Annotated in this window: 13 protein-coding genes and 2 pseudogenes; 6 read left to right on the top strand and 9 right to left on the bottom strand. The window is 67.8% G+C overall.

Features of this window, described 5'->3' with window-relative positions:
* Nucleotides 1–119 precede the first annotated feature (119 nt).
* Entirely contained in the window at nt 120–1,538 is a 1,419-nt protein-coding gene (locus tag J5Y10_RS27320; RefSeq protein WP_209377306.1) for an aldehyde dehydrogenase family protein, read from the bottom strand.
* 13 nt (nt 1,539–1,551) lie between these two features.
* Nucleotides 1,552–2,343 carry an SDR family NAD(P)-dependent oxidoreductase gene (locus J5Y10_RS27315; RefSeq protein WP_209377305.1) on the bottom strand — a complete coding sequence of 264 codons (792 nt, stop codon included), beginning with the start codon at nt 2,341–2,343 and terminating at the stop codon, nt 1,552–1,554.
* A gap of 177 nt (nt 2,344–2,520) precedes the next feature.
* Here J5Y10_RS27315 and J5Y10_RS27310 point away from each other — a divergent pair, with 177 nt between their 5' ends.
* Genes J5Y10_RS27310 through J5Y10_RS27300 form a run of 3 tightly spaced genes read left to right on the top strand, consistent with a single transcriptional unit; the run spans nt 2,521 to nt 5,317 of the window.
* Entirely contained in the window at nt 2,521–3,498 is a 978-nt protein-coding gene (locus J5Y10_RS27310) for a Bug family tripartite tricarboxylate transporter substrate binding protein (RefSeq protein ID WP_209377304.1), read from the top strand.
* 26 nt (nt 3,499–3,524) lie between these two features.
* Nucleotides 3,525–4,541, top strand: a complete 1,017-nt coding sequence (locus J5Y10_RS27305; protein ID WP_209377303.1) for an NAD(P)H-quinone oxidoreductase — start codon at nt 3,525–3,527, stop codon at nt 4,539–4,541.
* Nucleotides 4,454–5,317 carry a helix-turn-helix domain-containing protein gene (locus J5Y10_RS27300; protein WP_342453045.1) on the top strand — a complete coding sequence of 288 codons (864 nt, stop codon included), beginning with the start codon at nt 4,454–4,456 and terminating at the stop codon, nt 5,315–5,317. The genes J5Y10_RS27305 and J5Y10_RS27300 overlap by 88 nt, the downstream gene beginning before the upstream one ends.
* Here the strand turns inward: J5Y10_RS27300 and J5Y10_RS27295 are convergent.
* From J5Y10_RS27295 to J5Y10_RS27275, 5 genes are all read right to left on the bottom strand, one after another.
* Nucleotides 5,314–6,069: an HpcH/HpaI aldolase family protein gene (locus tag J5Y10_RS27295; RefSeq protein ID WP_209377301.1), complete on the bottom strand. Its 756-nt coding sequence runs from the start codon at nt 6,067–6,069 to the stop codon at nt 5,314–5,316. The two genes, J5Y10_RS27300 and J5Y10_RS27295, sit on opposite strands and share 4 nt — an antisense overlap.
* Nucleotides 6,070–6,071: 2 nt before the next feature.
* Entirely contained in the window at nt 6,072–6,998 is a 927-nt protein-coding gene (locus J5Y10_RS27290) for a DUF6282 family protein (RefSeq protein WP_209377300.1), read from the bottom strand.
* Between the two features lie 13 nt (nt 6,999–7,011).
* Complete coding sequence (locus tag J5Y10_RS27285; RefSeq protein ID WP_209377299.1) at nt 7,012–7,923, bottom strand: cupin domain-containing protein; 912 nt, start codon at nt 7,921–7,923, stop codon at nt 7,012–7,014.
* Between the two features lie 421 nt (nt 7,924–8,344).
* The gene (locus J5Y10_RS27280; protein WP_280856233.1) at nt 8,345–8,950 is read right to left on the bottom strand and encodes a transposase; all 606 of its coding nucleotides are present in this window, start codon (nt 8,948–8,950) and stop codon (nt 8,345–8,347) included.
* Nucleotides 8,951–9,064: 114 nt separating this feature from the next.
* Nucleotides 9,065–9,442 (bottom strand): PH domain-containing protein, encoded by a 378-nt coding sequence (locus tag J5Y10_RS27275; protein ID WP_209377297.1) that lies wholly within the window; start codon nt 9,440–9,442, stop codon nt 9,065–9,067.
* A gap of 142 nt (nt 9,443–9,584) precedes the next feature.
* Between J5Y10_RS27275 and J5Y10_RS27270 the strand changes: the two genes are divergently transcribed.
* The 3 genes and pseudogenes from J5Y10_RS27270 to J5Y10_RS28980 all read left to right on the top strand — a co-directional run.
* Nucleotides 9,585–9,929 (top strand): H-NS histone family protein, encoded by a 345-nt coding sequence (locus J5Y10_RS27270; RefSeq protein WP_209377296.1) that lies wholly within the window; start codon nt 9,585–9,587, stop codon nt 9,927–9,929.
* Between the two features lie 378 nt (nt 9,930–10,307).
* Nucleotides 10,308–10,511: a DUF6894 family protein gene (locus J5Y10_RS27265; protein ID WP_209377295.1), complete on the top strand. Its 204-nt coding sequence runs from the start codon at nt 10,308–10,310 to the stop codon at nt 10,509–10,511.
* 126 nt (nt 10,512–10,637) lie between these two features.
* Nucleotides 10,638–10,781: pseudogene (locus J5Y10_RS28980) on the top strand (hypothetical protein); the annotation flags it as partial.
* 206 nt (nt 10,782–10,987) lie between these two features.
* Here J5Y10_RS28980 and J5Y10_RS27260 read toward each other — a convergent pair.
* Together J5Y10_RS27260 and J5Y10_RS28975 are read right to left on the bottom strand one after the other, a co-directional pair.
* Entirely contained in the window at nt 10,988–11,131 is a 144-nt protein-coding gene (locus J5Y10_RS27260; RefSeq protein ID WP_209377294.1) for a hypothetical protein, read from the bottom strand.
* Nucleotides 11,132–11,221: 90 nt separating this feature from the next.
* Nucleotides 11,222–11,329 (bottom strand): annotated as a pseudogene (locus tag J5Y10_RS28975) (hypothetical protein); the annotation flags it as partial.
* Nucleotides 11,330–11,521 lie beyond the last annotated feature (192 nt).

Raw genomic sequence — 11,521 nt, 5'->3', positions numbered from 1 at the left:
CCAGCTCTACGTCAGGCCATCTTCCATCGGCTCTTCGCCCACCTCGCCGAACCCGTCCGATGCCCACACTGCAGACGTCGGTTCCTGCCGACCATCCACTCTAAAGTGCCCAGGTAGTGCTAGTTTCCCAGGACCGCCTTGACTTCGAGGTACTCCCCAAAGCCGAAGGCCCCGAACTCCCGCCCATTGCCGGACTGCTTGTAGCCGCCAAAGGGCAGGCTGCGGTCGAAGGTGGCACCGTTAATGTAGACGCGCCCTGCCCGGAGACGGTTGGCCACTCGGCGCGCGCGATCGGGGTTGCCGGACTGCACAAACCCCGCCAACCCGAAGGGCGTGTCGTTGGCGATCCCGATTGCCTCCTCCTCCGTGTCGTAGCTGATGATGGAGAGCACGGGGCCGAAGATCTCCTCGCGCGCGATCCGCATCTGCGGCTCCACGTCGCCGAACACCGTCGGCAGGGCGTAGTGGCCGCGGTTCAGCTCCGCCGGCCGCCCCGGCCCGCCGGCCACAAGCGTCGCGCCCTCCTCCACCCCCGCGCGGATAAGGTCTTGCACCTTTCTAGACTGCACCCGGCTCACCAACGGGCCCATGGTGGTCGCGGCGTCCAGAGGATCGCCAAGGCGAATGGTGCCTACCGCCTCGCGCGCCGCCTCGAAAGCCGCTTCGCGCGCGGCGCGGGGCACCAGCATCCGCGTGGGCGACTGGCAGTTCTGGCCGCCATTGGTGTAGCAGGCATGGACGCCCTGGATCACGGCCGCGCGCAGGTCGGTATCGTCCAGGATGATGTTGGCCGACTTGCCGCCGAGTTCCTGCGCCACCCGCTTCACCGTGTCCGCGGCCAGCTTTGCCACACGCACGCCGGCGGCGGTGGAGCCGGTGAAAGACACCATATCGATCCCGGGATGGGCGGCAATCGCCTCACCCACCGTCGGGCCATCACCGTTCACGAGGTTGAACACGCCGGGCGGCAGGCCGGCCTCGTGCACGACCTCGGCGAAGAGCATCGCGCTGAGCGGCGCGATCTCGCTCGGTTTCAGCACGACGGTGCAGCCCGTGGCCAGGGCGGGCGCGACCTTCGAGGCCACCTGGTTCAGCGGCCAGTTCCAGGGCGTGATGAGGCCGCAGACGCCGATGGGCTCGCGCCGGATGACTCCCTCGCCCATTCGCTCCTCGAAGCGGTACGCCGCGAGCACCCGCACCGCCTCCTCAAAGTGGAAGAGGGCCACGGTCGCCTGGCGCTCCGTCGCGAAGGTGATAGGGGCGCCCATCTCCAGTGTCATCGTCCGGGCCAGCTCCGGCAGCCGCGCGCGGAGGCCGGCGACGATGCGGTTGAGGTAGCCCAGGCGCTCCTCGACGTCCGTGAGGGAGTAGGTTTCGAAGGCCCGGCGCGCGGCGACGACGGCCCGGTCTACGTCCGCGGCGGAGCCGAGGCTGACCCTGGCGAAGATCTCCTCCGTCGCGGGGTTCTCGACGTCCAGCGCCGATGGCGAGGCCGGGTCCACCCAGGCTCCGCCGATGTAGAATTTCAGCGTGTCCATGGCGTTCCTGATCCTAAAGATGCCTGCCCTCGTCCACGGGCAGCACGATGCCCGTGGAGCTGGTCAGGTTGACGATGCAGGCGATCACGGCCCGCGCGACGTCGTCGGGGGTGGTCACGTGGGCGAGGGGGAGGCGCTCAGCGGTCCTCTTCAGCTGCTCCCGCGTGCGGCCAGGAACGAAGCCCGTATCCACCCCCGCCGGCGAGACGGAGAAGACCCGCACTTTCGGCGCCAGCACCTTCGCGAGCGCGAGCGTGAGCGCGTCCACGCCCGCCTTCGCCGCTAGATAGGCCAGGCTGCTGCCGAGGCCGGTGCGGGCCGCGATGGAGGAGATGTTCACGATCGCCGCGCCCTCCTCGCGCTCCAGAAGGGGCCGGAAGGCGCGGATCACGGCGAAGGGACCGCGCAGGTTCACGGCGACCGTCCGGTCGAAGATCTCGTCCGTCAGCGCGTCCAGGTCGCCGGCGGGCACGGGCGTCGTCGCGCCGCCGGAGTTCACCAGCGCGTCGAGACGCCCGTGATGCCGCTCCACCGCAGCCACGGCCTCCGCGATGGAGGGGGGCTCGTCGACCGCGACGCGCAGCGCCATGTGGCCGGCGCCGCCCAGTGCGGCTGCCACCTCTTCCGCCTGGTCGCGGCGGCTGTTGTAGCCGACGACCACCACGGATCCCATCGCGGCGAGACGGGCCGCCGTCGCCCGGCCGATGCCGCCGCTCGCGCCGGTCACGAGAGCGACCTTCGGGACCGAGAGCGCGGGGACACCCGGGCTGCGTACCGGCGCCGCTTTCCCTGCCTCGTCGCTCATCGCGGCTCTGCCCCCGTGTTGCGGCGGCGACGCTAGTGGAACCGCGGGGCGCGTCTATCCGTGATTGCCGGAATTCCGCATCCCGGAAAGCACGGAGATTGGCGGGGCGCCGCCCGGCGGCTCGTCTAGGGTGCCTCCATCGTGCGGCGCGGCTCCGGCGCGGCAGGGGAGGAAGGCATGGACACGCGCGTCACTCGCAGGACCGCGCTCGGCATCGGCGCGGCCGGGCTCCTGCCCGCGCCGGCCGCGCGGGCCCAGTCCTGGCCCTCGCGGCCGGTCACGTTGATCATGCCCTTCTCGGCGGGCGGTGGGACGGACCTGCTCGCGCGGGCGCTGGCGCAGTATCTCGGCGAGACGCTGGGCCAGCAGGTCGTGGTGGACAACCGCAGCGGCGCGGGTGGCAACATCGGTGGTGCCGCCGTCGCGCGCGCCGCGCCGGACGGCTACACGATCCTGTTCGGCACGCCCGGGCCGCTGGCGAACAATAAGCTCATCTACGCAAACCTGCCGTTCGATCCCGAGCGGGCCTTCGCGCCGGTCGTGCTGATCGCGAAGTCGCCGCTCGTCGTGGCGGCCAGCCCCGCGCTTCCGGTGAAGGACATCCGGGAGATGGTGGCCTATGCGAAGGCGAAGCCCGGCAAGCTCACCGTCGGCGTGCCGGGGAATGGGACGCTCGGCCACATCACGGCACTGCTGCTGGAGAAGGAGCTGGGGATCAGCCTGACGAGCGTCCCTTATCGCGGCACGGCCGACGTGGTGAAAGACATCCTGGGCGGGCAGATCCATCTCGCCATGGACTTCCTGCCCTCCTACGTGCCGCTGGCGAAGGAGGGACAGGTGCGCGCCCTCGCCGTGACCACGGCCCAGCGCTCGACCGACCTAGCGGATGTGCCGACCGTGCAGGAAGCCGGGTTCCCGGGCTTCGAGGCCTCGGCCTGGTACGCGCTGGCCGCGCCAACGGGGACGCCAGCCGAGATCGTGGACCGGCTGAACGCCGCCACGAACACCTTCCTCGGGAGTGAGAAAGGCCGGGACGCGCTGGCCAGGCTGAGCATGCAGGCCGTCGGCGGCACCCCGGCGGAGATGAAGGACTTCATCGCTGCGGAGTTGCGCAAGTGGGGGCCGGTGGTGCGGAACGCGAACATCGTCATGTGACGTGGTGGCACCGGGGGAGGGGCGCCATGCGGGCGATCGAGATCAGGGGCCAGGGCGGGCCGGAGGTGCTGGCGCTGGTGGACAGGCCGATGCCGACGCTCGGCCCGGGGGAGGTGTTGGTGCGCGTGGCCGCTGCCGGGGTGAACCGCCCGGACGTGCAGCAGCGCAAGGGGCTCTATCCCCCGCCGCCCGGCGTCACGGACATCCCAGGCCTTGACGTCGCCGGGGTGGTGGAGAGCGCGGCGCCGGACGTGGCTTGGCCGAGGCCGGGAAATGCCGTCTGCGCCCTCGTCGCCGGTGGCGGATATGCGGAGTTCTGTGCCGTGCCGGCGCCGCAGTGCATGCCGGTGCCGCGCGGCCTCTCCTTCGCCCAGGCCGCGACCCTGCCCGAGGTGTTCTTCACGGCCTGGAACAACGTGTTCTGGCTCGGGCGGCTGGCGGAAGGGGAGACGTTGCTGGTGCAGGGCGGGACCAGCGGCGTCGGATTGGCCGCGATCCAGATGGCGCGATGCCTGCGCGGGGCGCGGGTGATCGCGACGAGCAGCTCCGAGGAGAAGCGCGCGGTGTGCCGGGACTACGGTGCTGGGGAGACGGTGGACTACCGCGAAGAGGATTGGCCGGAGAGGGTGCGCGCCCTGACCGACGGCCGCGGGGTGGACGTGATTCTGGACGGGCAGGGGGGCGACTACACGCCGATCGAGATGGGGCTCCTTGCGGTCGATGGGCGCCTCGTCCTCATCGCCAGCCACCGGGCGCCGCGGGCGGAGATCAGCACCCGCGACGTGTATATCCGCCGCCTGACGCTCACCGGATCGACCCTGCGGAGCCGCCCGCCCGCCTACAAGGGCCGCATTGCGCGGGAGCTGGTGGAGCAGGTCTGGCCTCTGATCGAGGACGGCCGCATCCGCAGCCACATCTGCGGCGTCTACCCGCTGGAAGGGGCTAGGACGGCGCAATCCGTACTCGACGCGAACGCCCAGATCGGCAAGCTGGTGCTGACGGTCTCCGGTATGGCGGAGGCGGTGCCGGAGCCCCTGACCTGAGCGAACCTCCCGTCCAGTCCGTCCTCCGTGCCGTCGCGCTGCTGAGGGAGCTGAACCGCCAGCGCACCACCACGGTGGAGGAACTGTACCGCGCGACCGGGCTGCCGAAGCCGACGATCATGCGGCTGCTCGGCACACTGATTGCCGCGGGGCTGGTCACGAAAGCCAGCCGGGGGCTCGGCTACCACGTCACCTCGGACGTGCTCTCGCTCAGCGCCGGATACCACGGCGGGCCGCTGGTGGCGGAGGCCGGGCGGCCCTGGGCGGCGGACCTGACCCGGCGGCTGCGCTGGCCCGCCGCCATCGCCGTGCTGGACGGGGCGCGAATGGCGATCAGCGTCAGCACCATCGCGGACAGCGCGGTCTCGCCCTTCCACAGTTCCGTCGGGTCGCATCTCAGCCTCGTCACCCGCGCCCTCGGCCGCGCCTACCTCGCCTGGTGCCCGGATACGGAGCGACGGATCCTGCTGCGGATGCTCCTCGCCTCCCCCGACCCGGAGGACTGCCCGCCGAACCTGGAGCGCGTGATCCGGGGCATCGTCGCCTCCATGCGGCAGCAGGGCTACGCGCTGCGGGACCCGAAGGTGGAGCCGCGCTCCTCCGACACGGTAGCGGTGCCGATCGCCTTTGGGGGTGCGGTGGCCGGCACGCTCGGCCTGAGCTATTTCCGCTCCGCCGTGAACCACCGCGCGCTGACCGAGGAGCTGGTGCCGGCGCTGAAGGAGGCGAGCCGGGAGATCACCGCCTCCATGGAGCGCCTTCAGCGAGGTGCCTAGCGCGCGAGGTCGGCCTTCAGCCCCTGCATCGCGCCCACGAGCATCGCCGTGGTGTTGAAGCAGACCATACCGGTGCCCGCCGCCTCCAGCCGGCGCACATCCTCCGCCGTGCGGCCCACCGTGGCCCGCGCCACCCCAGCGCGCTTCGCGGCCTCCGCGATGAGGGTCACGGCCTCCTGCACGGCAGGGTGCTTGATGTCGCCCGCATGGCCGAGGGAGGCGCCGAGATCGCCGGGGCCGATGAAGACGGCGTCGATCCCGGGCACCGAGACGATCTCGTCCACCACCGGCAGAGCCTCTGCGTCCTCCACCATCACGATGACGATCGTGTGCCGGTTCCGTGTGGCGTAGTACGCCTTGCTGTCGCCCGTGCCGTAGGCGGAGGAGCGGGAGAGCGCCACGCCCCGCTTGCCCTCGGGCGCGTAGAGCGCCCGCTCCACCACCTCCTGCGCGATGGCGGCGTTGGAGACATGCGGCACGAGGATGCCGTCCGCCCCGGCATCGAGCACGCGCTGGATGCTCGCCACCGAGCCGTCGGGCACGCGGACCAGCCCGGCCATGCCGTGCAGGGTTGCGGCGCGCAACATGTCCTCGATCGTTTCGATGCCCGCCGGGCCGTGCTCCGTGTCGATGATGACGAAGTCGTAGCCGCAATGCCCGGCCATCTCGACCGTGGCGGCGGAGGGCGTGCCGATGAAGAAGCCGAGCAGTCGTTCGCCCTGGCGCATCTTCTCTTTGAAGCCTTCGGACATCCCTAAGCCGCCTCGTCCAGGCCGACGAGCCGCGCCGCGTTGAGGGAGACGAGCTTGCGGATGTCCTCCTTCGGAACCTGCTGGTCCAGCAGCAGCCGGACCACTTGGCGGAAGCCCTGCACCGGCCGGGGCGAGCCCGTGAGGCCGAGGTCGGAGGAGAGGATGGTGCGGTCCACCCCGGCCACCTCGATCAGGTGGACCAACTCCTCCGGCGAGAACTTCTTCGCCTTGCCCTCCACCCACATGCAGATGGAGTGTTCGATATGGGCGCCGATGGAGACCAACTCCCGAATATCGTTGTCCGTGCAACCGATAAGGTAGGTGGGGTGGTTCACGAGAAGGCGGTTTACCCCGCGGCGCTTGGCCTCCTCGAAGACCTTGATCATCTCCGCCGCGTCCAGGTGGCCGCCGGCGAGGATGATGTCGGCTTCCGCGATGATGTCGAGGACCTGCTTCGTGCTGTCCAGCAGGTCCCCGTTCGCGTCGGTGGCACGGAGGGGGATAGGGTCCAGCATTTTTTTGGCCGTCTTCGGGAAGGTTTTGCCCTGGCCGGACGCTTGCTCGATGTGGTTTGCGGCCGAGAGGGTCGGCATCCACACAATCTTCGCACCGATCATAGCCGCATGGTTCACGGCGTGCGGGTTGATGCCGCCCGAGGCGTTGTTCAGCGCGATCCCGGAGAAGAGCTTCACGCGCAATTCTGGAAAGAGCTTCTCCAGCACCATGGCGTGGGGGGTGCCGAGGTAGAAGTGGTCCTTGTAGAGCAGCGCGCGGAAGCCCGCTGCGGCGCAGTCCAGCATCGCCTCGTGGTGGTCCAGGATGCGCGGCATGGCGGCGGGGCCGCTGTGGCAGTGCAGGTCCACGGCGCCGACCAGCAACTCGGCAGCCTCCGTGTCGCGGGCCAGGTTGCCTTCGATGGTTTCGCTCATCGGATTGTGCCTCTCAGGCCCCTTCGGGCATGGGGTAGTCATCGGCGTTCAGGACCCAGCCGGGCTTCTTCGAGAAGTCCATGCGGGGCGGGCAGAAGATGTCCACGAGCTGGTTCAGCCCGTGAAGCTGGGCCCGGGTGGTGTGGATAGAGGGCGGCGGAATTACCGCGACGGAGGGGGAGCCGCAGAAGGCATGCTCGTCCTCCCGCCAGTGGTTCATGTTCGGCGTCCATGGCCAGCGCAGGTCGTGGATGAACTCGCCGTCCAGCGCGAGGGAGCACTGCTCGAAGTCGTCGTGATGGTGCGGGGAGAGCTTCGTGATGTCGCGCGGCTCCATCCGCGGGTCTAGGTAGTTCACCATGAAGGTGGAGCCGCGGAAGATCCGCCCGAAGCGCCCAGGCTCAACATGTACGTCCAGCCCGTAGCGCCGGATGCGGTAGCCGTCCTTCGGTGCCGGCCAGGGCTGCAGCGGTGGGATCAGCGGGTTCGGTGTGGCGTAAGCGTCATTATTCGGGCAGCGCGCGACGAGGTCCTCAGACGCCGTGGTGAAAAGGCGCACAATACGGCTACCGCTGGAAGTCTCGATGCTGCTATCGCCCGGCGGAACGAAGACGACCGCGTTGCCCGCGCAGTCCTGCCGCTCTCCGCCTGCAGTGACCACCGCGGAGGCCGCAGCATCCGGGAGGATGAGAACATACTCGTCCTTCTGGCCCCTACGCTCGAAGCGTGCCCCATCCCGGGCCTCGGTGTGGATGACGACGAAGTTCTGGCCGCGCGCGTACCAGCTCCGGCCTTCGGGGCCATCCTCTTGGGGCGGCGTCTCATAAAACCTGACGTAGCTGGGCGGCGCATAATGGCCTGCCAGGACGGCGGGGCTCGTTGCCGCCGGCGCGAGAGATGCGCGCGGATCGGACCTGTCGTACATGTTTCAATATCCTCGGTCGGCCAGCAGATGCGGTCCCTCTCCCCGAGATCGGGGCGGATGATGCCCGGACGGGCATTGGCGGCCTGCGGCTTTCATCATTCGCGACGCCTCTACTTTCAGCGGAGTTGCGGAAGACATCGGCCTGTATGCTAGCGGCGACGCACTGTAGGACTGCGCCGAATCATTCGTCGTTCCGGGATGCGGAATTCAGGCGTTTATACCCCTGCAAGATCTGGACAATTCAGGACCGTGATGTTGCGTCCTGCTGAGAACTTTCCCGACGGTCCCAACAAAAACGGCGCTGTTGTGGAAATCAGCGCGCGGATGTGGTTCGGTCTTATGCGCTGATCGGACGCGAGCAACGGTGTCTGGCATACCGAGGGCGTTGAAGGTGTTCAGGATGGCGCAGCGGATCTGCACCTCAGCGCCCGACGGGCCGGATCAAGGGCCAAAGGCGCTCGCCCCGGCGCTCAAGGCGGGGCATCGCGGTCTCATCGAGGCTGCGCCGGTGATCGCCGCTCTCCCAGCATTTACAGCAGCCGTCCGAGGTGCCTGATGACGCGCAGCGTCTCGTTCCTCTCGGTCGCCCCGGTGGTTCGCTTTTCTCCTGGCTTGCCGTTCCGCCGCTGCAGCACGACGCGGGGTCGGCTAGGCGAGCCGCAGAGGGCTCGTAGACCTTGCGGGTGTGATAAGCGCCGTCACCGCTGATCACGCCGATCCGCTCCTCTTTCGGCAATTGTGCCAGCAGCCTTGGAAGGATCTCGCCGTCCCCATGGCGGTGGTCGGTCATCTCCACGGCCCACACCTCATGGCTATACGCGTCGAGCACCAGTTGGACCTTGCGCCAGGCCCGCCGCTTGTCGGCCCCGTGCTTCTTCGCCTTCCAGTCGCCCTCTCCGAGCGCCTTCAACCCCGTGCTGCCGATGACGAGGTGGAGCGACCCGCCCGGGCGCGATTGAGAATGATAGACCGTGACCCTCTTCTCACGCCGCGAGAGGGTGCTGGAGTGGGGCACCTGCCAGTGCAGACCCGCCGGCTCTCCACCGCGAGAGGCCCACAGAGTCCCATGACCTCAGCCCGAGGTCATGGGGCTTTCTGCGTTTGGAGGGCCGCAACTTGACGCCCGGCAGGAAAAAGGGACCTAACGCGGCAGGTGCTCCGCGATGATGGACTGCAACTCGTAGACGTCGACCTTGTGGTTGAAAGTCCGTTCGATCTGCTCCGCAGAACCACTTACCCAGATCTTCAGCTCGGCATCCAGGTCGAAATGTCCGGCGCTCTCGACTGAAAAGCGGATCATGCTCCGATAGGGAATCGTCATGTACTCGGTCTTGCGGCCGGTGATCCCCTGCTTATCGATGAGGATCAGGCGGCGATCCGTCAGCAGGATCAGGTCACGGACAAGCTTATAGGCGGCTAACACAGGCTCACCTGTGGCAAGCAGACGTGCGTACTCCTGCTGGGCCTGCCCTGGGTCGATCGGCCCAGCATGACCAAGGAGAGCACCGAGAATAGCCATATGGACCTGATTTCCCTTGAAGGTGGAGAGCTTAACTAAACTTTCGCCGAAACAAAATCAGCGGGCTGGTGGATAATGTGGCTATGGGCGTGGTCCCAAAAGATATAAATGATCTGTCAGCCTTTCGATTGGGAAATAACAAATGGCCAAATCAGCAATCGACCTGAATGCCCTGAGCGCTGCCGAGCTCATCGAACTCATCAAGGAGGCAGAGGCCGTCCTGGCCACAAAGAGGGAAGGCGCCCGGACCGAGCTGGTGGAAGAGATAAAGGTCAAGGCGGCCGCTCTTGGGCTCAGCCTGAACGATTTACTGGGCCGGCCTCGCCCGCACACGAACGTTCGCCGTCCTCGCAGCGATGCTGGCAAGACGGTGGTGGCCAAGTACCGCGGCCCGAACGGCGCTGAGTGGACCGGGCGAGGGCGCAAGCCTCGGTGGCTGGCAGAGCTGGAGGCTGAGGGAAAGACGAAGGAGGAGTTCGCGCTCTGACGGAGGTCGGCGGCCCCTAGTCGCCGTTTGCAAGCTACGTCCCGCTTCCCCGAACGAATCCGGGAAGCGGAATGCGCTGGGCCTTACCCCTCTCGATCCTGCTTCTGGTGTTTCCCGCCTGGGCCAGAGAACCCACACAAGCGGACGCCTAGATCCGCCAAGCCATCATCCAACAGAGCATGGCGGCCTACAAACCAGCATGACGGCCTTGAGCCTGCCCCTACAAGTCGGCCCGTAACGGCTCCTCCTACTGCGGTAGGAGCGCGTACAGCCGCAATGGCAGGTCAGCCCCGCTCTGCTATGCCCAGGACGTGACAGACGTCATGGTGGCGGCCTGGAAGACTGGTCGTCGCTGATTGATCAGCAGGAGGGGCGTTCATGAGTATTGCGGCCGGCGGCGATTTCACGCTGAAGCAGGATGGGACGAAGGTCAGTGACTTCGCCACCCTCGATCAAGCGAAGGCTGCAGGGCTGAAGCAGGCACGTGAATTGGCCGCTCAGGATCCTCCGCGGACCGCGGTCTTTACCGTTGCGGATCTGTCGGGAGCAGAGGTGTGGAAAGTGCCCTCCACGTCACCTTAGTTCATCCTGGGCGCCAAGCCGGTACGGTCGGGCGGATCGAACTGCTGCGGATCTGGGACGTGCTGCCACGGGATGCGTAGAGCAAGCTGAGCAGGGCGATCCGCGGCACCACGGGGGGCGAAGAAGGCCGTTCATACCTATTCATTCGACCACTATGGGGTCTGGCGAAGCGAGTTCTCTGACAGCGAGGTGGCGTCGGCAGTGGTCGCCGGGACGGGCGCTTTTGGCGAGAACCTCGCCCTCACGAGGGTGGATGAGGGCAGCGTCTGCGTGGGCACGTCTGGCGGGCCGGGACGGTGGTTCTGCAGATTAGCCAGGCGCGGCAGTCCTGCTGGAAGCTGGACGACCGCTTTTGGGTGCGCGGCATGGCGCGCCAGGTCCAGACGTCACTGGATCATGCCGATGACGTCGCGCCGGACGGTCGCGCCCGCCGACACCGCCGACGCCATCCGCGGTCTGCCTTCGCCGGGCCCGCATCAGTCAGGCGGGAGGGATGGGCCGCCGCTCATCCCCGGGATTTTCTCCCGAATGCGCCGCAGCAGCTCAAAGAGCGTCTTGACGGTTTCGGGGGAAAGGCCGTCGAGCAGGCGCTCGTGGCGAGCCATGATCTCGTCGAGCATCCCGTCGTGGAGCCTCTTTCCGGCCGGGGCCAGGTCGATGACGAGGCTGGGCCGGCGGGACGCCGTGACGGAGAGGATCGTGACGAGCTCGCGTTTTTCGAGCCCGCGGAGGGCCCGGCTGACCGCGGCCTTGTCCAGCTCCCCCTCGGTCCAGATCGTGTAAGCGCTGGAGGGCCCCGAGGCGGCCAGGAACGACAGGATCCGCTATTCGATCAGTGTCACGCCGTAGCGGTCGCCGAAGAAGGCATTGGCGGAGATCCGCAATTCGCTAGAGCATTTCCGGCTTGCACAGACTCGCGGGTTCTGATTCGACGCTGTTGTTGAGCAGCGAGGCTGGAGATGACGGCACCTCTGTCGCAGGACCTGCGCAAGCGCCTGGTCCGGGCTGTT

Source organism: Roseomonas indoligenes (assembly GCF_017813365.1).
GTDB classification, from domain to species: domain Bacteria; phylum Pseudomonadota; class Alphaproteobacteria; order Acetobacterales; family Acetobacteraceae; genus Roseomonas; species Roseomonas indoligenes.
The sequence above is the reverse complement of the archived record's forward strand: the minus strand, read 5'-3'. Positions and strand labels throughout refer to the sequence as shown.